General features: G+C 68.5%; 10 protein-coding genes and 1 pseudogene. 2 read left to right on the plus strand and 9 right to left on the minus strand.

All coding sequences use genetic code 11. The features are described 5' to 3' along the window. Window positions 1–1,149: 1,149 nt before the first annotated feature. Window positions 1,150–3,831, plus strand: coding sequence for a DEAD/DEAH box helicase (locus OHT51_RS42280; RefSeq protein WP_328884191.1), 2,682 nt, complete (start codon window positions 1,150–1,152; stop codon window positions 3,829–3,831). Window positions 3,832–4,107: 276 nt separating this feature from the next. Here the strand turns inward: OHT51_RS42280 and OHT51_RS42285 are convergent, their stop codons facing one another. The 4 genes from OHT51_RS42285 to OHT51_RS42300 form a co-directional block, all read right to left on the minus strand. Further along, complete coding sequence (locus tag OHT51_RS42285) at window positions 4,108–4,797, minus strand: hypothetical protein (protein WP_328876788.1); 690 nt, start codon at window positions 4,795–4,797, stop codon at window positions 4,108–4,110. 2,976 nt (window positions 4,798–7,773) lie between these two features. Next, a complete protein-coding gene (locus tag OHT51_RS42290) occupies window positions 7,774–8,517 on the minus strand; it encodes an ATP-binding protein (RefSeq protein WP_328876789.1) in 744 nt (247 codons plus the stop codon). Continuing rightward, the gene (locus tag OHT51_RS42295; RefSeq protein WP_443052681.1) at window positions 8,514–10,202 is read right to left on the minus strand and encodes a Mu transposase C-terminal domain-containing protein; all 1,689 of its coding nucleotides are present in this window, start codon (window positions 10,200–10,202) and stop codon (window positions 8,514–8,516) included. Before OHT51_RS42295 ends, OHT51_RS42290 begins: the two co-directional genes overlap by 4 nt. Before the next feature lie 191 nt (window positions 10,203–10,393). Continuing rightward, window positions 10,394–11,659 (minus strand): ATP-binding protein, encoded by a 1,266-nt coding sequence (locus tag OHT51_RS42300; protein WP_328876791.1) that lies wholly within the window; start codon window positions 11,657–11,659, stop codon window positions 10,394–10,396. 286 nt (window positions 11,660–11,945) lie between these two features. On the opposite strand from OHT51_RS42300, the gene OHT51_RS42305 reads away from it, so the two are divergent. Continuing rightward, on the plus strand, window positions 11,946–12,659 hold the full coding sequence (locus OHT51_RS42305) for an ATP-dependent DNA ligase (protein WP_328884632.1): 714 nt from the start codon (window positions 11,946–11,948) through the stop codon (window positions 12,657–12,659). Here OHT51_RS42305 and OHT51_RS43455 read toward each other — a convergent pair. The 5 genes and pseudogenes from OHT51_RS43455 to OHT51_RS42325 all read right to left on the minus strand — a co-directional run bounded on the left by OHT51_RS43455 (window position 12,637) and on the right by OHT51_RS42325 (window position 24,567). Further along, complete coding sequence (locus tag OHT51_RS43455; RefSeq protein ID WP_443052768.1) at window positions 12,637–12,825, minus strand: DUF6207 family protein; 189 nt, start codon at window positions 12,823–12,825, stop codon at window positions 12,637–12,639. The genes OHT51_RS42305 and OHT51_RS43455 overlap by 23 nt on opposite strands. Further along, window positions 12,803–12,892 (minus strand): annotated as a pseudogene (locus tag OHT51_RS43460) (DUF6207 family protein); the annotation flags it as partial. The gene OHT51_RS43455 and the pseudogene OHT51_RS43460, both read right to left, overlap by 23 nt. Window positions 12,893–13,130: 238 nt before the next feature. Continuing rightward, entirely contained in the window at window positions 13,131–13,373 is a 243-nt protein-coding gene (locus OHT51_RS42315; RefSeq protein WP_328884634.1) for a hypothetical protein, read from the minus strand. A gap of 17 nt (window positions 13,374–13,390) precedes the next feature. Then, window positions 13,391–20,134 (minus strand): polymorphic toxin-type HINT domain-containing protein, encoded by a 6,744-nt coding sequence (locus tag OHT51_RS42320; RefSeq protein WP_328884635.1) that lies wholly within the window; start codon window positions 20,132–20,134, stop codon window positions 13,391–13,393. A gap of 167 nt (window positions 20,135–20,301) precedes the next feature. Then, window positions 20,302–24,567, minus strand: coding sequence for a LamG-like jellyroll fold domain-containing protein (locus OHT51_RS42325; protein ID WP_443052753.1), 4,266 nt, complete (start codon window positions 24,565–24,567; stop codon window positions 20,302–20,304). Between the last annotated feature and the right edge of the window lie 221 nt (window positions 24,568–24,788).

Raw genomic sequence — 24,788 nt, forward strand, 5'->3', positions numbered from 1 at the left:
ATCGCTGCGCGATGTGCAAGCGAACCACCGCGCTGCGCGCGGTGGTTGCGCTCCGCCCGCGGGAGCGCTGGCGGAACGCTGCGCGTTCCGCTCAATCCGATTGCTGCGCAATCGGATTGACGCTCCGTCCGCTGCGCTCCCGGAGCTGCGGGACTTCGTCCCGCTGTCAGGCCTCCGCTTCGCTCCATCCTGACGGGGCGAGTCCGCTGCGCTCCTCGCCTGACGGTCCTTCCGGCTGCGCCTCCAGAACCGTTGGGGCCCGCTCGCGCGGGCCAGGCTGGCTACGAGGGAGAGGGCCGATCGTGCGGGTTGGAGTGTAGTGAGTGCATCAGATTGAAACAGCATGTACCGTTGGCAGAAATATAGGTCTCCCTCACGGCCACTCGGAATCCCTCCATCAATTCCGATAGGAAGGGCCATGATGGCCGGTTGTCCTGAATCTACCGGACCAGATCCCGCGCTGATCAGCGATTCTGTACGCCGGGTGACGGAGTACCAGACAGCGGGCGTGAAGACCCGGTTGAGGCTGTTCGGCCTTCTCCTGGCCCAGAGCGTGGCTGACGACCTGGTGGCCGCGCTGGAAGCCGGGGGCGGTCTCCAGGGCGCAGAGCGAGGTTGTCGAGCTGGACGGGATGGCGCCGGCCTCTCGGGGTGCGCTGTTCGCGGACGAGTGGGACGAAGGCGTTGCGGCGGTGAGCGAAGATCTGGTGGGCATCGCGGATCGGGACGGGGTGCGGCGCGGCGGCAGGTCGGCCGGGGCTGCTGAGTTGGCCATACACATCGCGAGCGTGCGGCAGCGTGAACGGGCGGACCTGGTACGGCTGGAGAGGTTCGCTGAGGGACCGTGCTGCCGGGCACGCACCCGGACACCACCGCGTGGCGCCGGGTGCTGGAGGCGCTGGGCGAGGTCGGCGGTCTGGGCCGGCGCGGACGGTGGAGATGTCCAGCGGGGACGTCATCTTCTGCACGCGCGAGGCCGGGCACCACGCCCCGGACGACCCGCCGGGGTTCAAGCGCGGAAAGTCGGACGGGGCACCCGTCGGATGGCATCTCGCGGGCAGGTCGATTTTGAGTGACGCCGCGTGCGGCCTGCACCCCGCACGCGGCCGTCTGAAAGCCACTAGAATTCAGCATCGGGGAGGCTCGGAAATGTCAGCTATTCAGCTCAAGGAACACCAGGTCGACCAGAAGTCAGCGTTCCGGAAATGGGTGAAATTCTCTGCAAGATCATCTGTGCCCCCGGAGGGGGCGCGCGGCACAATCGTGTCAGCGACCGGTTCAGGCAAGACGATCACGGCTGCCGCGTGCGCGCTGGAGTGCTTCCCGGGCGGTCGGATCCTCGTGACCGTGCCGACCCTGGACCTACTCGCGCAGACCGCCCAGGCGTGGCGCCTGGTGGGCCACCGGGCCCCGATGGTCGCGGTGTGCTCGCTGGAGAACGACCCCGTGCTGAACGAGTTGGGGGTGCGCACCACTACGAACCCGATCCAGCTCGCCCTGTGGGCAGGGTCCGGGCCCGTGGTCGTGTTCGCCACGTACGCCTCCCTGGTGGACCGCGAGGACATCGACGCACCTGTGGGCCAACGGAAGGTCCGCGGGCCGCTGGAGGCCGCTCTGGCAGGCGGGGAGCGGCTGTACGGGCAGCAGATGGACGGCCTCGACCTCGCGATCGTGGATGAGGCCCACGGAACCGCCGGCGATCTCGGGCGGCCCTGGGCAGCGATCCACGACAACGCCCGCATCCCCGCCGACTTCCGGCTCTACCTCACCGCCACCCCGCGCATCCTCGCCGCGCCCCGGCCGCAGAAGGGCACCGGCGGCCAGGAGGCGGAGATCGCGACCATGGCCGACGACCCGGACGGCACCTACGGCGCGTGGCTCGCAGAGCTCGGACTCTCAGAGGCGATCGAGCGCGAAATCCTCGCCGGATTCGAGATCGACGTCCTGGAGATCCGCGACCCCTCCCCCGTCCTCGGAGAGTCCGAGGAGGCGCGGCGCGGCCGGCGCCTGGCCCTGTTGCAGACCGCGCTCCTGGAGCACGCCGCCGCGCACAACCTCCGCACGGTGATGACGTTCCACCAGAAGGTGGAAGAGGCCGCGGCGTTCGCGGAGAAGTTGCCGGAGACCGCTGCCGAGCTCTACGTCAACGACGCCACAGGCGACGACCTGGCCGCCGCCGACAAGCTGCCCTCGTCGTCGATCGACGCGGAGTTCTACGAGCTGGAGACCGGCCGCCACGTCCCGCCGGACCGGGTGTGGTCGGCGTGGCTGTGCGGCGACCACCTCGTAGCCGAACGCCGCGAGGTACTCCGCCAGTTCGCCAACGGCATCGACGCCACCGGACGCCGGGTCCACCGCGCCTTCCTCGCCAGCGTCCGCGTGCTCGGGGAAGGCGTAGACATCACCGGCGAGCGCGGCGTGGAAGCCGTCTGCTTCGCCGACACCCGCAGCTCCCAGGTAGAAATCGTCCAGAACATCGGCCGCGCACTCCGCCTCAACAAAGACGGCACCACCAAGATCGCGCGCATCGTCGTGCCGGTCTTCCTGGAGCCTGGCGAGGACCCCACCGACATGGTCGCCAGCGCCAGCTTCCGGCCCCTCGTAGCCGTACTCCAGGGCCTGCGCTCACACGATGAACGCCTCGTCGAGCAACTCGCCTCCCGCGCCCTCACCCACGGCAAGCGCAAGGCCCACCTCCAGCGCGACGAAGACGGGCAGATCGTCGGGGCCGGCAGCGAAAGCGACGGCGAGGACCAGGAGCAGGACGACACCAACGCCGCTGCCGAAGCAGCCCTGCTGCACTTCTCGTCGCCGAGGGACGCGGCGACCATCGCCGCGTTCCTGCGCACCCGGGTCTACCGGCCCGAGTCGCTGGTGTGGCTGGAGGGCTACCAGGCCCTCCTCCGCTGGCGGAAGAAGCACCACATCACCGGCCTCCACGCCGTCCCCTACGACACCGAGACCCAGGTCGGCGTCACCAAGGACTTCCCCCTCGGGCGTTGGGTGCACCAACAGCGCAAGGCGCTGCGGGCCGGGGAACTGGAGGACCGGCGCAAGGAACTGCTCGACGCGTCGGAGGCCGGGATGGTCTGGGAGCCGGGCGAAGAGGCATGGGAGGCCAAGCTCGCCGCGCTGCGGTCGTTCCGGCGGGCCACCGGGCACCTCGCGCCGCGTCAGGACGCGGTGTGGGGCGAGAGCGAAGCCGACGGCCTGGTACCCGTCGGGCAGCACATGGCCAACCTCCGCCGCAAAGGCGCGAAGAACGGCCTGGGCAAGGACCCGGAACGAGCCGCCGTGCGCGCGGCGCAGCTCACCGAGATCGACCCGGACTGGGACTGCCCCTGGCCGCTCGACTGGCAGCGCCACTACCGCGTACTCGCCGACCTCGTCGACGCCGACGGCCACCTGCCCGACATCGCCCCCGGCGTACTCATGGACGGCGACGACATCGGCAAGTGGCTCCAACGGCAGAAGAATCCGGCCATCTGGACGCAGCTGTCCGCGGAACAGCAGGAGCAGCTGTCTGCGTTGGGCATCACACCCCTCGAGGCTCCAGCCCCAGCGGCCGCGGCCGGTCGCACGGCGAAGGGCCCGAGCAAAGCGCAACAGGCCTTCCAACGCGGCCTGACAGCCCTCACGCAGTGGGTCGAACGAGAAGGCACCCACCGGCCAGTACCAAGAAGCCACAGCGAGCAGATCACACTCGACGGCGAGACAGAACCGGTGACCGTCAAGCTCGGCGTATGGGTCACCAACACCAAAACCCGCCGCCACAAGCTCAGCGCAGACCAGCTCGCCGCACTACGGGAACTGGGCATGCAGTGGGCGTAACGCAGTCCGGCCGTCGGGCCGTTGAACCGGACGGATTCCCACAGCACGCAGGGACCCCAGGCCGCAGATGCCCGGGGTCCTGCTGTTTCATCTCGGGGCGAAGACCGCTCTCGCGATACGGGTCAGAGCCGATGCCCTGTCCCCAAGTGGCTCTTTCTGCGCGACTCGTTCTGACGGTCGTCTGCCGCGCCGTGGAAGGCCTTGGGCTGGGGAACGCCGGAGGGCTCCCGCCGCTGGATACGGCGGGAGCCCTCCGGCGTCCGAGTGAGGTGGGGATCAGTCCTCTCGCCGTACGACGGTGCGCATGGGGCGCGGCCGGATGACGCGCCGGGTGGCGGAGTGCTGCAGGGACTTGGCGGTGATCTTCTCGCGCCTGCGGCCGGCGTCCAGGACGCGGCGGGCCTCGAGCCACTCGTGGTACTCGGGGTCGCTGGAGTCCATGAGGAGGCCGGCGAGGATGCCCTTGACCGCGTCCTCGGTGGGCAGGATCTTGCCGCTGAGGGCCTCCGAGATCGTGCTCTGGGAGATGGGGACGTGGGCCTCGCGTGCGCGGGAGACCATCGTCTTGTACGGGGGGTTGCCCCGCCACAGGCGCAAGTCGCCCAGCGCGATGGCGTATTCGGCCTGGTTCACGACGTGGGTGGGTCGCTGGCGCTGGTATGCGGCGCGCTGGGTGCGGTCGACGGGGACGCCGGCGGCCTGGCGCTGTCGCTCGTTGGCGTACATCTCCCACATGGGGCGCCACTCGTTGGGGTCCTCGCCGAAGGCGGTGAGGTACTCCACCATGGTCTGCCAGGACGGGCAGCGGTTGGGGTCGGTGGCCCGGGACAGGGTCGCCGTCGACAGCCCGGTGATCTTGCTGATCTCCTTGAGGGTGAGGTCTTCGGGGCGCAGGGCGGCGAGTTCTTTGGCGAGCCGGGCGAACTTGCCGGTGATCTTGGTGTGGTCGCGCCTGGGACGTGCCATGGTCGTTCCTCCCTTGAACCGGGAGTGCGGGAGGCAGGCGCACCGCGGGGTGCGCCTGCCTGCCGCACGTCTCAGTTCGCCCCTGCGGGCTGGTCGCCGGCCGGGGCCTGGGTGGAAGGGGGACGCGCTCGTCCGGCGTGAAGGCCGGGTGCTGGGCCTCACGCCGGCGCCGGCGACGGGCGCGGCGGTCGGCGATCGCGTAGGCGGCGACGGTGGCCGCGGCGCTGGTCTTGCCCGCCGCGACGATGACGGCCGTGGCCGTGGTCGAGTCGACGCCGGCGTGGATCAGGCCGAGCGCGGAGGCGCCGGCCAGGGCGAAGGAGCCGACCGCGATGCCGATCTTGGTGAGGATGCCGGGGATGCGGTTACCGGTGAAACCGAAACCGGTGTGCGCGGGAGCGTCTATAACGCATCCCCCGGCAGGGGAAAGGGGCGGAGCCCGCTCCAGTTGGTGATCATTTTCGGTGCCTCCCTTAGGCGCCTTACTCTCTGGTGACCCGGACGAACCCCGTCCGTTTTCTTGCTGCACGCCGGGTTGCCCTCCGACGCATAAAAAGAATCGCACGGCCGTATACAGGACGACAAGTTCCTCTTCCAGCAGTCCGTAATAATGCTGCGAGTGATCATCACCAGCAATGTGGATCTTCACTGGATTCGTGGCCCATGCTTTTTTCCTGACGTCCGTTCAAAACCCGGATCCGGGGATCCGGGTTGACCGGAGGTCGGAAGTATGTGCAGGCCAGAGCGTAAGTGGAGCTGTAAAATCCACTTAATCTACCGCTTCTGGAAGCGGGGTAAAGTCCAGTTCGAGTGGATCGAAATGCGGGAAGTAGGCTACGCGTAAAGCCGGTCCGCCGAATCTCTCGCGCCCTAATCCCGTCAACACCTGCCTGCCTCCCCGTGAAGGCGTCACACTCGTCCGGGCGAGGAATTGAGACCGGATTCATTTCCCCCACCAGCAGAGATTTATTTTCTGGTTTTTCCATGAAAAAAGAGCCGCGGAAAATGAGAGATTCGGCAGGTCAGGGCGTTTTCCGGAATTCGTTTTTTCACGGCGTTCGGGTTTGTCCAAAATTGAGGTCTCACCTTGCAAGTAATCACTGACAAGTTCAGCCTTGAGACCACGAACTGCCAGGAGCGCCCGCTCCCGGAGGTTCGCCCTGAGGCGCCTTACTCGACCCGGACAGGCGCCCGTCCACCTGGCCATTGCCCTGGCCACGGCCGCGGTGCGCAGCCCCGCTGTGTGCCGCTCCGACTTGAGAAGACCGTTCAGCAGCAGCAATCCGCCCCGCGCAGCGCCGGGCCGGCGAGACACGACAGGCGAAGGAGGACAGCGGCATGGAGACACCAACCGCCCTGATGACAGTGGTCGTACTGGCAGCCACCACCGCTCACAGCGTCCTTCTGCCCATCGCGCACCCCTCACCGGGCACCCGGCTGGCCCGCACAGGCGCCGCCCGGCGCCCCTTGCCCTCCCCCGGCTGGTCCGGGCCAGGACGAGGACGACGCCGATGGCCCGAGCAGCTCCACCCAGGGAGCGGCCCCCGCAGGCGGCCCAGCCGGCCGTAGCGCACCGGTCCGTGAAGGCCGCGTCCCGCCGCCGACGGACACTCTGCTGAACCACCCCCGGCTGCCCCCACCGCGGACAGCCACCCGCCGGGCACCACAGCGCCACGCTGCCAAGCCCCGGCAAGGCCCGTGAGGAACAACCGGGCACGCACCCGCTGCGCCACACGGGCCGCATCACCTGCCTTGCGGAGCAGACTCCCCGCGCGCCAACCCCGCCCACGCACGCCGGCCGCAATGCCCCCACAGGCCGCGCCCCGGCGTCCGCCCGCACCCAGCCCTCAGGACGCACCTGGGCCAAGGCACCAGTCACGCCTCCTGCCGCAGGACCTGGCGCGCCGCCCACCCCTGTGAGCACTCTCAGGCCAACAGGCCGGTTGCAGAGCTCCTTGCGGCCACTGAGGGCCTCAGCAAGCTTGTTCCGGAGCCTTCTTCCGCAGGAAAGCCTCTGCAGGCTTCCGCTTGCCCGGCGAACTCCCTCGCGTGCAGCGCCAGACGCTCAGACGCCGCCCCCCCCCTGCCCGCCACTTCCTGCCTGGCCGGCTACTCAGCACCGGAAAACAGGACCCACCGGGCCTGTTTCCGACGCCGGCCCAGCCCCGCGCCCCGCACGCCCTCACACAGCCCAGAAACCGCTCAGGGCCTCACGTCAGCCTGCACCCGCCAAGGGCTCCAGAAGACGCCTCGCCCGCACTCCTCAGCAGCTGCTCTCTCGCGCGCCCGCCGGCCACCGCCGATGCCGGCAGCGCCCCCAGCTGGCGTCCTCTGCTACCCCGCCACCAGACCCCGCTGCCGTCACGTGACGACGCCGGTGTGCCCTCCGCCGTCACCCCGCAACGCCCCCACATCAGCATTGAAAGCGACTACACGCGTCAGAGACAGCCACATGCGCTCAACAGCCGCTTCGCGCCCGACTGTTGCCCTTGGGCCGGCAACCACCCCCAACCGGCCTCTCGCCTTCTCTGCGAACCATTTCCTTTCCCCGCCATCCGCTTCCCGGCCGGCCACCGGCCCGCTGCACGGGCTCAGTTCTTCCACGACTTTCGGATACCTTCACCCGATACCGGCACGCTCTCCCGCATCCCCTCGCAGACCCCTCTGCCCCGCAGCCGACTCTCGCCGAGCCGCCGCGCCGCGGCGGCTGCGTCCGGGCATGCGGCACAACCAGTCGCTGCCGACAACAGACCACGAGGCAGGCAGAACAAAGCCAGCAGGGCACCAAAACGCCGAGACCAGCGGCCATTGCGCGGCGGGGCCGAACCAACCGGCCAAGGCCTTCTTGAGAGCACCTTTTGCAAGGAAAAGGCAGTGGGGGCGGTCCCATCGGGACCGCCCCCACTGTTCACGGACCCGGCGCCAGACCCAGACCGAGGGCCTGCGGACACGTCTGCGGAAACCCTCGCGTGGTCGTCAGGCAAGGCGGCTGAAGGCCCAGCGCAGCAGCTCCTGGTCCACGCGGGGGCGGCCGGTGCGGGCCAGGGCGGTGCGGGTGTGGGCGGTCAGCTGGGCCCAGGCGCGGAAGTTGCCGTGTGCGGCGTGGCTGTCGGCGAAAGTGATGTCGTCGGGGTCGGCGTCGGCCCAGACCGGGTGGAACAGGGGGATGGCCTCGAGGACTTCGCTGGGGGTGAGGCGGGTGAAGTGCTGCCAGATGAAGATGCGGGAGGAGAGCATCGGTTCGCGGCGCAGCACGGTGTGGCATCCCTCCCCGCCGACGAAAATAATCGCGAGCTGGGTTGAGGGTTCGTCCCACAGATAGCGGAAGTATTCGAACGCCTCCCCGTTGAGCCACTGGGCCTCGTCCACCAGGAAGGTGCGAGGGCGTTCAGCCAGAGCGGTTTTCAGCAGACGGTCGAATTCGCTGGGGTGGCGCGGCGGTTCACCGGCCAGGTCGAGCGCGGTGAACAGTTCGTAGCGCACCGCGCGGGCGGTGGGCCGGGCACGGAAGGTGATCTTGCGGACGTCCTCGCTGGGTTCGAGTGCGCGCAGGCAGGTGTTGACGGCGAGGGTCTTGCCGAAGCCGGCGCCGCCGTGGATGCACATCATGGCGCGGGCAGCGGCGGTATCGGTGATGTTCTCCCGGGCGGTGAGCAGGGCGCGGGTGGTGACCACGGACGCATCGGGCAGGTCGACGTACTGGTAGGTGGCCGCGGTCACGTGGCGTCTCCGTCTTCAGCGGTCTGTGCGGTTGGGCCAGGCGGGCCGTCGGCGGCCGGTTCGGCGGGGAGGGGAGCAGGCCGGCCGGGCGCGGTCCGGGTGGCGAGGGAGGGCGGGGTGCGCCAGTCGGCCGGTGGCGCGGCGGGCGGGATGAGGTCCGGCAGCGCCAGCTTCGAGGCGTCGGTGTGCTCGATGGCGGCCAGTTCGTGCCCGGCTTGAGCGGAGGTGAGAGCTCCCAGCCGTTGGGCCGGCCCGGCCGTGGTGGCCGGGGCGAAGCGCTGTCGGCGCAGCGTCTCGGCGGCCTTCACCTCGGCACGCAGACGTCGGGCACGCTCCGCACGGGCTGTGCGCAGGGCATCGAGTTGTTCGGGGGTGGCCGCGTCCGCGAGGTGCGCGGGCCCGAGATAACCGCCGCTCGCGCCACAGATGTCGATCTCGTGATCGTGGTGTGGCATGTAGCGCACCGTGACGGTACGGCCGGCCTGTCCGGTCATCCAGGGGGCGATGTAGGCGCGCCCGCGCCACCGCACACCGTGGCTGGTCAGCTTCCGCGGACGGCCGTCGTCCTCCAGGGTGAACGTCCACAAGTCGGCGGCAGGGACGTCCGTGACGGGAGTCGGATCAGCCTGCCATGCCTCAAGCGGCGTACGGCCAGACAGCGCCTTGGGACGGTGCTCGGTGTTCCACCAGTGGGTCCAGGCCAGCACCTGCGCGGTGAAGTCCTGAAACGACATGGCACCGGAAGTCTCCGGCCTGCGGCCCGCGCCTTTACGCCGGCCGGAGCGGGGCTTGGTGAGGGTGAGGCTGTAGCCGGGCAGGGCCGCGAACAGCATCCGGTCAACCGCTCTGTTGAGGTTTTCCACCGTGCCCTTGAGATAGGGGCTGTAAGCGGGAAGATCCTTCACCGTCACGCCCATCGTGCCGAACGCGGTGGTGACGGTGGTCGACAGGAAGTCCTTGCCCCGGTCCACCCGCACCTGCTCCGGTGTCCCTCCCGCGGGGCCGTAGGGCTCCTCACGCAGCACAGCGGCGCGCAGCGCGGCCAGCACGGAGGCACGGGAAGGAACGCCAGGGGTGACCGCGGTGCCGGTGATGACTTTGGTAGCGGTGTCGATGAACCAGGTCACCCACGGGCGCACCAGGTCACCGTCGGCATCGACCAGCAGCGGTGCCTGGACATGATCGGCCTCCCACACATGATTGCGCCAAGAAGCCGGACGCTTGCCGAAGACGTCATGCGCGCGGGCCGCATCCGGTCCCGTCGCAAGACCGGCCCGCTCCCCCGCGGTGAGATCACGACGCACCGCGCGCAGGAACGTCGACAACGACGGCACCGGGTCCAGCAACGGCACCGCAGCCGGCGGGGCGCCCGCGGGAGAAGCCGCGGAGTCAGACGCCGCCGTCGGCTGCTCTTCACGGCCGCCGGTCCGGGCCCGGGCCACCAACTGGCGGTGGACCGCTGAAGCGTTGCCGTGCCAGTACGCCAGCAGCACCCGGATCTCCCTGGTGACCTCGAACCGGTCACCGCTGCGTTCCCCGGGGCGGATCGCGGCCCGGGGCGACCGGGAGGCCTCAGCCAACCACCGCCACACCGTCCGCTCCGACACCCCCAGGCACTCCCCGGCCAGGCGCACATGCTCCCGCGACAGCCGCCGCTCGGCGCGCAGCGCCAGCAGACGACGCACCGCCGGCGCCCGCAACGCCGTCAGCGACTCCTCCCCCAAAACACCGGCCGGATCCTCCGGCGGCGCCAACCGCTGCCCGTCCACGCCATGCCCCTTCGTTCTCATCCGCTTTCCGTGAAGCCCGTCTTCGCTCACTCCGTCAAAACAGGTGAAGGCCCCCCGCACACGAGCCCTCCGAGCAACGCGGACCGTCACGGGTAGGGGCCAAGACGCGCGCAGGCCTGCTCGATCAACTCCCGGTCCACACGCCTTGCGGGGCCACGCTCGCGGGCTGCGTAGACATGCGACGTGATCTTCGCCCACGTGCGGAAATTGCCGCGCGCCATCTGCTCATCCGCCCGCGCAAGGTCCTCCGGGCTCGCCTGCGCCCACACGGGATGGAACAGGGTCAGCGTCTGCGGTACTTGAGACGGCTCAAGCCGGCCGACCTTGTGCCAGGTCAGCACGCGCGAGCGCAGCGCCGAAGCACGCGCCAGGGCACGCTCGCTTCCAGCCCCACACAGCACCAGCGCCGCCGCACAGCCCGGCGCGTCCCACAACTGCCGCAGATAATCCAGCAATGGCGGCGTCAGCCGCTGGGCGTCATCGAGAAACAGCACACCCGGCTCAGCCAGTGCCCGCGTCAGAGCCTGGCTGGCCGGCCCGGCCCGGTGCGGCAGCGCCCCCGACGGCAGCCCGAGCCCTTCACACAGCGAGGCCCGCAACTGCGGCAGACCGGGCGCCACGCCGGCCACCACCCGCCACACCGGCACCCGGCCGGGCAGAAGATGCAACGCCTGCTCGACAGCGACCGTCTTCCCCAGGCCCGTATCCCCGTACACACAGCACATCCCGCGGGCCGCGACCGTATGCCCCACAGCCTCCGCCACAGCGGCCACCTGCCGCGTCGACACCAGCCGGGCCCCCGGCACATACAACCGCACACCGCCGCCCCGCACCCCCGCATCCGCAGCATCCTCCGGCACCGGCACATCGGCGGACGGCCCATCGACAACAAGCGGACCACCCGCCCCGTCCACGAGCCCCAAATCCGCCAGCGCCCGCTCATACCGGCTCGGCTCCAGCCCCACCCGAGCCCCTGCCGAACGAGCAACTTCAAGAACCCGGCCCGCCCCCAGATCCCGCTTGATCACCCGGTGCAGCGTCGGCAGCGAGGGCACACACCGCGCACCCCACCCCTCCAACGCCCCCTCTTCCTGGGCCCGGAGCATCCTGCGCCGCAACTCCGCGACATTCCCGCCCGCCTGAGCGAGGACCTCCCACAAAGCGTCACTCAGCGAAAACCCATCCTGCCGCGGCCGCGCCTCGACATGCCCCCGACGCCCATCGGCCAGCCACCGCCACACCGTCCGCTCCGACACCCCCGCCAGCTCCGCCGCAATCCGCACATGCAACCGCGACAGCGTCCCCTCCCCATCCACCGCAAGAAGCCGCCGCACCACCACACCCCGCGCCAACGGCACACCCCCCGCCGACACAACCCCAGCCGACCCCGCCCGGAGCTCACCCGCCGAAACCCCCTGAACCGTCACACGGCCCAGCCCACCCAACCCCGCCAACCCCTCACACAGGAACAACGAAACCCATGACAGCCAGCAACCAACCTGCTAGCCACACCACAACAGCCGCTTAGTCACCCCATGACAGCGACCACAACCCCACCCCACACCCCCTACCAGGACACCCACATCACCAACCCACTGACGCCCACCACTGCCACCCCAACGCCCAATCACACTCTGGATGGACCTGGCCGTGGCCGCGATGCGCCTGCCGCCCGGCGTGATCCTGGACGGCGAGGCCGTGGTGTACCTCGCCTCCGACGACGGCACCGTGCACATCAGCTTCGCCGCGGCGCAGTCCCGCGCGCTGTCCCGCCCCCGCCACGCGAGAGAGCTCGCCGACCAACACCCGGCGACGTACGTGGCGTTCAACCTCCTGGCCCATCCTGCGGCGGGCTTCGCTGACCTGCGGCCGCGCCCGTACGTGGAGCGCCGCCAGGTCCTCCTGGACCTCCTCGCCGACGTTGGGCCGCCGATCGTGCCGGTGTGGTCGACCACGGACCTGGACGAGGCCCTGCTCTGGTACGAGACGCTCGAAGGCACCGGCGTTGAGGGGATCGTGGCCAAGCCGCTCAGGTCGGCCTACAAGACGGGCCGGGTCTGGGCGAAGGTGAGGCACGCGGACACAGTCGACGCCACCGTGGTCGGCTTCACCGCACGGCCCGCCATCCGAAGGCCCTTGCCGTACGGCTGCCCGACGGACGGGTGGCGCTGTCCCAGCGGCTTACCACGGCGCTCGCATCTGCCGTCGGCCCGGGCCTGGTCCCCGAGACCGGGCGGGCGTTCGCGAAGGCCGGCGACTCCCTCCTACACGCCCGCCATCGGCGACGTGATGGTGGAGGTCGTGGCGGGCACAACCCGGCACGCCGTCGTCACGGTGATGCGGCTGCGCTGACCAGTGGCAGGGCTTCGTCCGACGCGGCCGGGCTGATCGGCTGGCGCAAGTCCAGGTAGCAGCGCAGCCGGACGCCAGGCTCCCCCCGCATCCCGCGCCGTGCGTTCCGCTGTCGCCGTTGCCCACCGTTCGGCGAGCAGCTGCTGGAAGGCGAGCGCGGTCTCATCGTCGGCGGCCGCGACGTCGACGACCAGGCCCGGCCCACTCACGTGCGCCTCGTTGATCGGGTCCATGTACGGCACTACGCCTGGCCTGCCGGGAGGACGGCGGCGGAACGACGGGCTGCTCAAGGTCCCGCTCGCTTTCCCGGACACCGCCCGTGCCTGCGACCTCACCCAAGTCTTCTCCGACCTGGTCCGTCACCGGAGCGGAAACCTCCTGATGGGTTCGCCACTCTTCTCGGCGCTTGCCGTCAAGACGCACAAAAGGCCCGTTCCGGAGAATCTCCGGGACGGGCCTTTTGTGCGACCTTCAGTTCATTCTCTCCTCGGCAACGCCGATTGCCCAGATCACAAACGAAACCGGAACGTCACCCCTGTGAGGATTAACACTCACAACCGCATCGTTCCATGATCCACCGTCCGGAACTGCGATAGCAATGACCGCTTCGTTTGAACGCCAGGCAGGATCTCGAAACTCAATCACATGCTCCCCTGAAGTGACATCGTCAAAATCGATCACTTCAATTTCTCTGCCGTTGAAGACTTTTCTCATCTTCCTCACCCTTCGGGTTAGTCCAGGAACCCGGAGAAGTTGCCATCCACCGAGAACCGGGCACCTATGCCCCCATTGGGGAGGCGGACGTCGATGCTGTCCTGCCAGATCCCGTTGATCCTGCCGCGGTCCCGCGTGGTGACAGAACCGGGGTGAGTCAAGATGTCGTCCAATACGTCCCGACCGAGCGCATTCCAAGCCGCCGGATTCTTCTTGCCGGAAGGTATGGGCCACTGCCCGGTGTTCGTTTTGCGCCCCGCATGTTTTGCGAGTGCATTTCCAGCCATCTCAAACTCGCCTCTCTTGTCCTTGGGGTCCAACTTCCGACCGGAGTCAGAAGCAGAATCCAAGTCCAGAATGGGGCAGTTCGAATTGTGCACCAGGACCGGCGTAGCCCCCGCTAGCACATAGTACGTGTGGACGCTCTCGATGGTGAGGTTGTATGTGCGGACGTGGTCCGTGTACTGGCGGGTGGCTGTGACCTCGACCGTGTGGCCCTCGTCGGTGCGCAGGGTCATGCCCGGCTCGAGGTCGCCGGCCTCGACCCATTCGTGTTCCGAGACGGACCAGAAGGGGTGCTCGTAGGTGGCGGTGAGGTGTTCCTTGCCGTTGTCCGTGGCGATCGTCAGCTCGGTGAAGTGCTTGTCCGAGTCGGTGACGATGGTCGCGGTGACCTCGCGTGCACCGCTCTTGCCGGTCTCCGGGTCGGTGGCGAGGACCTTGTCTCCGAGCTTGACGTCCTCGATGTCCTTGGTCGTGCCGTCGGCCATGAGGATGTCGGTGCCTGCGAGGAAGCACTTGCAGTCGCTGACCGCGTCCCCGGCGTCGTCAACCTTTTTCGCCTTCCCGCCCGGGAGGAGCTTCAGAAGCTTGAAGATCTTGCCCACGGGCAGGTCCGTCGCGGCCCAGCCGCAGTGGGAGGTGAGCCCAGGGTCCTTCGCGCACGCCTTCCAGTCCTCAGGGTCCGGCAGAACGATGGCCTTGGCGATGTCCCAGAAGCTGGTCGGAGTCGGGACGGGGCCGGTCTGCGCAAGCCTGCCCTCGACGATCCTGTCGACGCTCCCGCCGTAACCGGTGATGCCGGCTGTGGAGCAGCCGCAGCGGTAATCGGCGGCGGGACTGCCGGAGTCGCCGGAACCGTTGCCGTTGTTGCTGGGCTTGTCTTTTTGACCGGCGATGCCGGGGCCGTCGTCCTTCCACACGCAGCCGGCCGTGGGCACGGGGACACACGGACCGGACACGGCGTGGTACTTCAGGCCGTCGGCGTCGGCGAAGGTCGCCGGGCTGTTGTTGGCGTAGGCGTACCCGTTGATCTGCTGCGGATCGTTGGGGTCCATGACCGGGTCGACGGAAATGAAGCGTCCGATGGACGCGTCGTACTCGCGCGCCCCGAGATGGGTCAGACCGGTGGTCTTGGTGTCGTCGGTGCCGCCAACGAAGCCCTTGGTTCCGGTCCAGGTTCCGGTCGCGGTGCCGCGGTTGCCGCCGAAGGGCAGCGTGCGGCGCTGGGACAGGGACAGATCGGCGGTCTTGACCGCCAGCTGGCCGGTGCCGACGTGGTCGGCAACGGTAATGGTGATGGAGCCGTCGTCGGACTGGACGGCCTGGCTGCCGCTGCCGAGGCCGATGTAGCGGGTCGCCTTGGTCGTGGTGGCGCCCTTGGGCAGCACGACCTCGGTGTTCCCGACGTACAGCGTGGTCTCGTTCGGGCCGCGGGCGATCAGCCGGTTGCCGTGGGTGTCGTAGACGTATTCGGTGATCTCGTCGGGCTTGCCCTCGACGGGCTGGGTGACCTTGGTGACGTGGCCCTCGGCGTTCCACACCAGCTTCTGAGTGGTGCCGCGGATCACGCGGTCGGTGGTGTTGCCGGCCTTGTCGTAGAGGTAGCTGGTCTTCGATGTGCCGGACGGGCCGGACTCGTTGACCTCGGTCAGGGTGTGCGGCTGGTCGCCTCCTGCCGGCGGGTGGACGTAGGACCGAGTGGTGTCGCCGCCCGCGCTGTGCAGCGTCTCGGTCTTGCGGTTGCCGGTCTTGTCGTAGGTGTACGAGTGCCAGTACGGCGCGACGCCGCCCACTGCGCTCTGGGCGGGCGTGGCCGAGCAGGCGGTGTCGCCCTCGGTCCAGGCCTCGGTCGTGCGGCGCAGGTGGTCGTAGACAAAGCACTGGGTGTCAGTACCGGCACGCGAGACGTCCGTGACCGACAGGACGTTGCCCGTCTGGTCGTAGCCGAAGGTGTTGTACCGGTCGACACCCGCGATGTCCTGGCGGTCCACACGGGAGGTGGCCAGGCGCTGGGTGCCCTTCTCGTAGGTGTTGGTGACCCAGGTCTTCTTCGCGTCCGCCGCCGTGGAGGCGTATGCGTACTGCAGCGGCTTGCCGGTGTTGGAGTATGTGGTGTCGGCTCGGAAGCCGTCCCCGAGGACTGACACCGGACGCAGGGCGGAGTCGTAGCTGTAGCTGTACGAGCCGCCTGGCAGGGCGCCCGCTGCCGAGTAGGAGACGCCCCCGATCAGACCGGAGGGCTCATAGCTGGTGCCCGTCTGGTAGGTGCCGGCGAGGGCACCCTCGCTGGCCGGGATCGTCATGGAGGTACGCATCTGCCGGTACAGCTGGTCGTACATCGTGACCTTGCTGATGTACTGGGCGCCGTTCACGTACCGTGTCGTGGAGGCCAGGTGGCCCTTCGCGCCGATGATGGTGTCGTACGTCCAGGAGGCGCGCAGCGTGCCCGTCGCGCTGGTGTCGCGCAGCTCGGTCTGACGGCCGAGCTGATCGTAGACGCGGTACAGGGTCCGGTTCTCGGAATCCTTGGTGGTGATGAGCCGGCTACGGTCGTCGTAGGTGCTGATGCCCTCGCCCTGGTCCGGGTCTACGACCTTGGTCCGGTTGCCGAGCAGGTCGTACTCGTAGAACCAGTCGTTGCCCGCCGGGTCGGTGACCTGTGACAGCTTTCCGGACGGTGTGTGCTTGTACTTGGTCGCGTCGTATGTCGCAGTCGCGCTGCGCGTGTGGTGCTGGCGCAGCTCGACGACGCGGCCGCGGGCGTCGGTCAGCGACGTGGTCGCGGTGCCGCCTGCGGGTGGGATCACTGTGGTGCGGTCGCCGTTGTAGCTGGTGGTGGTGGTGCCGAGGTCGGCGCCGCCGTCCCCGTTGCCGGCGACGGTCTTGGTGGTGATCTCTCGGTTCAGTCCGTCGTAGGTGTGCCGGATCTGCGTCTCCACGCTCAGCGCGTCCGCGGGCTTGAACAGTTCCCGGTTGGCTGCGCCGGTGGTGTAGTAGGAGGCGAACTCCTTGGAGAGCAGACCGCGTTCGTCGTAGAACTTGTCCGAGATCAGCCGGCCGCCGTCAGGACCGATGTTCTGGGTCTGGCGGGCACGCAGCAGACCGTCGTACAGCGTGTACGAGGCGACCTGACCGCCGCTGTTGTTCAGAGTGAGGGTGCGGACCGCGACTGGCTTCCCCTCGTCGATGAAGTAGTCAAACTCGAAGTTCGGCGTCTGCCCGGTCTTGCGGTCGGCCAGCCAGATCTTGTCGGCGCGGCCGAGCGCGTCGTATGCGAAAGTCTGGATCTTGCCGTTGGTGTCCTTCTGCTCCGTGGGCAGCCCGCGCGGCACGTCCATCGTGGTGGTGGTCGTCTGCGCGGTCGCCGAGTCCCCTGCCTTGGCCGGCGGCGTGGTCGTCGTGACTGTCGTCGGGAGGCCGGTTGCGGGAGTGTAGGCGGTGGTGCTGGTCAGACCGTCGGTACGCGCGGTGCGCACCGGCGCGGTGGTCTCGGTGGCCGTTACGTTCGCCGTCAGGTCCTTGGTCGAAAGAGGGCGGCCGTAGGCGTCGAACGTGGCGCCGGACTCCAGGTAGGTGCCGGCGGTGCCGCTGTGCTTGGTCAGCTTGGCCGTTGCGGTCGCGTCACCCTTCGTCGGCGCCGCGTCGTAGGCACCGCCGTCGTACGCGCTGCGCACATCGGAGACGACGTGCTTGGTGCGGTCCGGTGTGGTCGCGCACTTCACCGAGACCGTCTCTACCCGCGAGGGCAGGGTGAGGATGTTGGCGGTGGTGTTGGTGGCGTATGTGGTGCGGGTGCAGACGTCGTCGGTGGCGATGGACGTGTCGCCCTGGTCGTCGATTTGAGTGACCCGGCCGGCGACGGTGTCGTATGTCGTGTCCTTCAGGGTGGTGCGCCACAGGCTGCCCGCCCCGTCGTCCAGCGATGTCCACGTCCGCGACTCGTCTGTGCCGGTGAAGTTCGCGGTCACCGTGCCCCACGAGCGCGTCTTCTTCGCGGTCTCGTGGTGCCACGGCCGCTCGACGGTCTTCTCCAGCACCTTGCCGCCGGGCCCGGAGTACTTGGCCGTCTTGTAGGTGAATCCGGTCGCCGCCTCGTGGTCGGTGATCGCGGCGCCCTCACCGGTGTCCAGGGTGACGCTGACGGACTTGGTGCCGCCGTCCTTGGTCAGCCGGTCACCGTGCATACCGCGCAGGAAGTAGCTGTCCGTTTGCGTCTTCAGGTACGCGGCGCCGCCCTGGCCACCGGTCTTGGCCCGGACGTGACCGTAACCGCGCCACTGCGACCAGGTCTTGTTCTTCTCCTTGGTCAGACCGTCATCGTCGTCGTAGTGCCATGCGGCACCGCCCAGGTACTCGTACGTGGTCACCGCGTCGGGTGCGCCGCCGGTGCGGTCGGTGGCGGTCACCGAGGTGACGACGTATTTGTTGAACCAGTGCTTTTCCGGCGCCTCGGTGTCCGTGCCGCCAAGCATCTGCGGGTAGCAGCGGGTGGTGTTGGTCTCCGGCGTCGGCAGCGTGGCCTGGTCGCAGGCCTCAGCCGAGTAGTTGACGTCGAGCTGGCCGCCCTGCTCGTCGGCGATGGTCGACAGGCGCGCCTTGATGAACGGGGCGTAGCCGTCGCCGGTCTTGTCGAGCCGGTTCGCGAGCTGTGTGTATGTCAGCGTCGTCTTCGGCAGGGTGATCGGCGTGGTGCCGGTGTGCCCGGTGCGCTGGATGGAGTCCAGCAGCAGTTGGTAGTCGACGTCCGCCTGACCCCAGCGGTGGGTCAGCGCCCAGGAGTCGACCTTGTGGGGGGTCGTGCCGTTGAAGACGTAGCTGGTGATGCCGGTCAGCCGCTTGCGGGTCCAGAAGGTCGGTGAGAGCCGGCCCTTGTCACAGTCGGTGGCTGCCTCGCAGTTCATGTCCCACGGGGTGTCGTACCAGTAGTCCGAGTCGGTGGAGATCGAGGAACAGGTGGTGTGGGCGTCGGGTATGCACCGCTCGGAGTTGGTGAACTCCACCTTGGCCAGCGGCTGGTCGTAGAAGGCGCGCAAGCCGTACTCGACCCGCTTCAGGTAACCGCCGCGCACATACGGGGTGTCGTCCGCGGCCTTGAGGTTACGGCCGTAGGAGTTGCTCTCCTTGCCGTAGTAGTACGTCATCCGGTTGCCGTGCGCGTCGATGACGGCATCCAGGTTCCACCGCCAGGTCTGCTGGCACCAGGATTCCGCGAACGTCGTCTTCTTGCACGGTTCGCCGGCGTCGTCGCCGAAGACGGGCACGGTCCACGACGAGTTCGTCTCGTCCTTGCCTTCGGCCCACCCGGAGGGGCGGTTGTAGCCGAAGTAGTAGCGCGCGCCGTCCGGGGTGGTCACCCGCCAGTACTCGCCGTCGTCGTCGCCGTTGGCCAGCGCCGTGTTGCGCAGCCGCTTGACGAGTGTGCCGTCGTCCTTCTTGAGTTTGAACTCGTCGGTCGTCCCGGTGGGGACGAGCTCGCCGCCCTTTCCGTTGAAGGTGATGTAGGCGTTGTCGTAGCCCCAGCACAGGTCGCCGGGCTTGCTGATGCCGTCGGGGGCCGTCTGCCCGTCGTCGGCGCACGGCTTGTAACGGCGCTCGATGAAGCCCTGCGACAGTTCGAGGCCGTCACCGACCCACGAGGACTGGTTGTTGGTGTTGCCGGTACGGCCGTCGATCGACCCGGATGAGTAGGACAGACCCAGGCTCGGAGCCAAGCCACCCGGAACCTCGGGCACCGGAATGTCGTACGACCAGGCGAAGTCACCGGTGTTGAGATTGGTGCTCCAGGTCGCCGACGGCGACAGGGGGCTCGCCTTGTAGTCACCGGTCTTGCCCGCGTCCCCGGCGGTCGCGGCCATCAGGGTAAGTGAGCGGTTGCTCACCTTCACGCTGCGGGCGGTGAGGGTCTGTGCCTCGGTGTCGTTGTCCGTGGCTACCGGGGTGGTGGTGCGGCACGCCTTTTTCTTCGGCGTGGTCAGCGCGCAGGCCGGAAGCTCGACCAGGGTCAGCCTGGAGGCGTAGCCGCCGCCGAACGCCTCGGCGAAGCTGGAGTAGTCCAGGGTGGCGCCGATCTTGCCGGAGGACGCCTTGTCCTTGGCCCTCAGGGTGAACAGGACCCCTTCGACCCCGGCCTTCGCCGCGGCTGCACGGCCCACGACTTTGGCCTCGATGGTGCCGCCGGTCGCCGACTCTAGCTTCTTTGCGGGGGTGTTCAGCGTAACCGGGAGGCCCTTGGCGGCAACTGCCGCACTGTCCTGGGCGGCCGGCTCCTTCAGCGTCACGACCGCCGAGCCCGCCTCGGGCCAGTCGGCCTTCGGCGCCTTTTGTGGGGTGCGCGGGCCCTTTTGGACCTTGCGCGGCTTGCTCTTTGTACCTGACGTGCCCGCGACCGGCTTGTCCGGTTCGGACACCTCGGGGCGTCCCTTGCCCGCCGCCTCGGCGGCCGGCGCGAACGCCGTCGCCTGAAGGAGCGTGGCGACCATGACCGCCGATGTTCCCAGGGCGACTCTGCGACCCAGGGCGGCTACGCGCCAGGAGCGCGCTCTGCCATTCATGAACGAACTCGTTTCTTCGATCAACTTGATCAAGGGGAAATCAAGGGGTGCCCGGGGCAGAAGCGGCCCGGGCACCCCGTCTCATCAGGTCCCGGTCAGTCGCCGGGCACCTTTGTCGCCAGGTCGAACCACGAGGTGTGCAGCTTTTCGACCTGTGCGTCCGTGAGCGTGCCCTGGAAGGTCCACACGTCGTCGACCAGGCCCGGGAAGTACGAGCGCGCGCCCGTGCCGGTGCCGTTGCGGCCGATCTGCAGCGAGGTGGCCTTGAACGCGATCGCGTTCTCCGCCCACGGGACGAGGTCCTCGCAGCCCACGTCATCCGCCGCGCCGTCGCCGTTTTCGTCCTTGCAGGCGACCTCCTCGAGGTGGCCGTTGACGTACAGACGGGCCTCCTTGGTGAAGCCGTCGTAGGCCAGGGCGATGTGGTTCCACTGGCGTGCGTCGGAGAACAGGCCGTTGTCGACCTGCACCACGGTGGGCGTCTGGGCGGGGTCGTCGGTGTCGGTCAGCGACAGCTGCCAGCGTCCGGGGTTCTTGTCCGGGTTGACGGTGTCGGGGACGAACTGCACCTTGAGCGCGTTGCGGTTGGCCCCCTCAGCGCTCAGCAAGGTCACTGGCCCGCCGGGCATTGACGACGTCACTGCCCATGCCGTCAGTGTGAAGCTGCCGGAGGTGTCGGTCGGGATCTTCGCGGCGGAGGCGTAGCCGGTGGTGCCGTTCAGCGCCATCGAGGCGTTGCCGATGAAGGCGCTGTCCGACTGCGCTGCACCGCCGTTCAGCGTGAGCGGGTTGGTGGTGCTCACATCGTCCGGAGTGGTGAGGGGGGCGGTCCCGGCCGTCGTCTCGAACATCCAGCGGCTCTTGACCAGCGGACGCTGCTTGAACAGCTGGTACACCTCGTCGCCCGACACCGCACGGTCGAAGATCCGCACGTCGTCGATCTGTCCGGGGAAGAAGGACGCGGGCGTGCCGTCGAACTGGCTGGCACCGATCTGGAAGGCGCCGCCCGCGTACCAGTTCGCGGCCAGCTGCGTGGAGCCTGCCAGGGTGCCGTTCACATACAGCAGCAGCTTGTCGGCCACCGTGTCGTGCACGCCGACGAGGTGCGCCCAGGTACCGGCCTGGGCGGTCTTTCCCTCGGCCTGCATGGCGCGGATCGGGGTGCCGGTGGCGGAGTCCGCCGAGTAGTTGTTGAGCACCCAGCGGTCGTAGGCGCTGGAGTAGTACAGCTCGAAGCCCGGCTTGTTCGTGCCGAGCTGCGTGGCGATGACACCCGAGTGGTTCGGCTTGGTCGCTGGGAGCTTCGCCCACGCCGACACCGCGTAGCTGCGCTCGTTGTTCAGCAGCGGCCGGTTGGTGGTGGCGTAGTCGTTGGTGCCGTCCAGGGTCAGTGCCTTGCCTGCAACGCCCTCGCCGCCGGAGGTCGGGCCGCCGGCGAACGCGGCGTTGACGACTTCCTGCTTGCCGGTCAGCTCGGTGGCGGAGGCCTGCTCGTCCATGGCGAAGACCATGCGCGCCGGACGCCCCGCGCTCAGCGACGTCTTGGTGTTGAGTACCGTCACCTCGGCCTGCGACAGAGGCTTGTCGAAGATCTGCACCTCGTCGATGTCGCCGGGGAAGAACGAACCGGGAGCTCCGCTGTAGGAGCCCGCGCCGAGCTGGAGGCCCCGGCGGGCGTCCCACGGTGTGGAGTACGCGGTGGTGCCCACCAGGGCGCCGTCGACGTAGAGCTTCATCTCGTCGGCGCCGGAGCTGTAGGTGCCCACCAGGTGGGTCCATTTGCCGACGGTGACGCCGCCCGCGGCGGGTGCCATCGCGCGCACGGGCGTTGCGGAGGCGGTGTCGGCGGTGTACTGGTTCATGGCCCAGCGGTCATAGACCTTGGAGTAGTACAGCTCGAAGCCGGGTGCATGGTTTCCGGGCTGGGCCGCGATGACCGCCGCCCCGCTGGGCGCCTTGGACAGCTTCGCCCAGGCCGACACGGAGAAGCCGCCGTCAGTGCCGATCGTGGGAATGTCCGTCTTGGCGTAGTCGTCCACGCCGTCGAACGTCACGGCGGTGCCCTTGGCCCCGGCCGTTCCGGGCGTGGGGCCGCCGTACAGCGTCGCGGGGCGGTCCTTCGCCGTGGCCGTCGCCGTGGTCGCGCCCGCGGCCTCGTCGAGCTGCCACATCGACCGCTCGGGCTGACCAGACTTGACCCGGAACTGGTACGTACGGATCTCACTGTCGTTGCCCGCCGCGTCGAAGGCCTGCGCGGTCACGAACCTCAGACCCGGCTCGTCCGGCAGGATCTTCGCGATCTGAGCCGCACCGCCGCTCGTCGCGAGCGTGTTCTTCGAACTGGGGTCGCCGTTGAAACCGAACCAATACTTCGTCACGTCGGTCGACGAGCTGTCGATCGTGAACGAGCCGTACTTGCCGACGCCGTCGAACCATGGGTCCTCGGGGTCCTCAGGGTTGGACTGGGGGTACTCGCCCGAGGAGATCGAGGGCGCCTTGGGCACGGCGGTGTCGTAGACGAAGTAGCAGCCGGTCGGGTCACCCGCGTTCGACCACGGCGAGTACTGGCCCCCGTCATGCGAGCGGACGTACCAGTTGACCGTCTTGTTCGTCGGGATCGACGACGGCAGGCTGATCTGGAATGACGAACCCGACTTCTTCGACCCGGTCCGGTCCGGGGTCCACGAGCCGCCGTCCCACTTCGCCTGGAACTGCACCGAGACGCTGTCGCCGTCCGGGTCGGTGATGTTGTTCGCGTAGATCTTCCCCAGCGTGCGAACGCGCGCCGGAGTGGACGGCTTCTTGCACGTGCCGCCGTACTCCATCGTCAGCTGCGACATCTTGACCTGGCCCGGCGGGCGGTTGTACTTCACCCGCAAGAACGCCTTGTCGGAGAACCGCTTCCAGCCGTACTCATCCGTCTCGCTGGCCGCCTTCAGACCGAACGTCATCGACGGGTCCTTGGCGTTGGCTGCCGACTGAAGGGCGGACTTCACGTTGAACTCCGCGTCGGCCGCGGAGCAGCCCGAGTAGCCGTGCGCGAAGGAGTCCGACGCGATCTTGGTGTTCCAGAACCCGCTCTGGTTCTGCGAGTTCCACGTCGTCTGGTCCGAGATGGGGTCGGTGTCCCACAGCTCGACCGTGCGGTCGGAGCAGGAGGCCGACCAGGTGTTGCGGACCACGAAGTCGGCTTCCAGGATCGTCCTGCCCGCGAACGCCGAGGTGGAGATGCGATAGAAGAGCCGCTTGGTGTCGTACGGCTGGCAGTAGTACCAGCCGCAGTAGCCGAGGCCCGCGTCCGAGTCGCCGTTGAACTTCCACTGCGGCGACGACGCCCAGTACTTCGACGCCATCGTCCACGCGGTCGCGCGCGGCGAGTACCACTGCGGGTCGATGAACACCGGGTATTTGGTGCCGACGCCATTGAGGACGTTCTGGTCCGGGGTCAGCACCAGCTCGTTCTCGCCGGCCGGGAGGTCCACGTCGACGGGGGCGAGCTTGCCGGACTCGCCGGCGCCCGGCTCACCGGCCGGGGTGCCGGAGGCTGCGGCGAGGGTTCTGGCGGAAACCTTCGGTGCCTGGGCGGACTCGCCGGGGCTGGAGTCCCACATGACCGGCTTCGGCGCCTCGAAGACGGTGCCGTTCGTGGCGCTGTCGGCCGCGCGCAGGCCGCCCTGGGCGTTCTCCTTGACCTTCAGGCCGTCCGACCCGAGCTTCAGCCGCAGTTCGGCGAGATCTGGGTTCTTGGCGGCCTCGGCCGACTTGACCACGAGCAGCTGCGTGAAGCCGTCCTCCTGCGCGGTCATCCGCAGGTCGACATCCGGCAGCACATCCGGGTATGTCGCCATAGCCCCCGACAGCTGCGGCTCGGGCAGCGCGGTAGGCCACGAAAGGCTCATCGCCCGCCCGGCACGCTCCATCCGCACCAGCGGATCCTTGGCCCCGCCCCCGGAGAATGCCAGGTTCACGGTGGCCGCCTTGGGCGCGAACGTCCCGCCCTCGGTGGCGGCCAGGTCGGTGTCGACGCGCTTCCAGCCGTCCTCGGCGCGGGTCCACGTCGGCCGCAGATACTCCCGTGCCTCGAAGTTCCCGTCCGGGGTGGCGAACACCTCGGTGGTCTCTCCCCGCTGGGACAGGACCTCCACAGCCTCGCCGGACTTGTGGGCCTTGGCCAGCGCCTGGGCCTCGGTGGCCGCGGCGGTCGGGCCGTCGGCGGTCCCGGTGCCTGTCGTGGCGGGTGTCTGCGTCTCGGCGATGGCGTAGCCGACGGTTCCTGGAACCAGGCCGGCGGCCAGTGTCACACCGAGCAGTGCGGCAACTGCTCTACTTCGGCCCGGTTGTCGAGCCCATATACCTGTCATCACTCACTCACAACGTATTCACATTTGTGATGTGTACATAACGATGCGGTGATCATGAAGTCAATTCCAAGAGACCGCATTGTGAGATCAAGATTTGGCAAAGTAGGTGGTTCTTAGGGCAAGATGCAGCAAAGTGCTCTGTTCCAGTGCGGCGTAGCCCATGAGCCCGCGCCGGTAGCGTGTGTGGAGGGTCTCGAGGCCGCGTAGTTCGGGCGAGATAG

It is taken from the genome of Streptomyces sp. NBC_00299, from assembly GCF_036173045.1.
GTDB classification, from domain to species: domain Bacteria; phylum Actinomycetota; class Actinomycetes; order Streptomycetales; family Streptomycetaceae; genus Streptomyces; species Streptomyces machairae.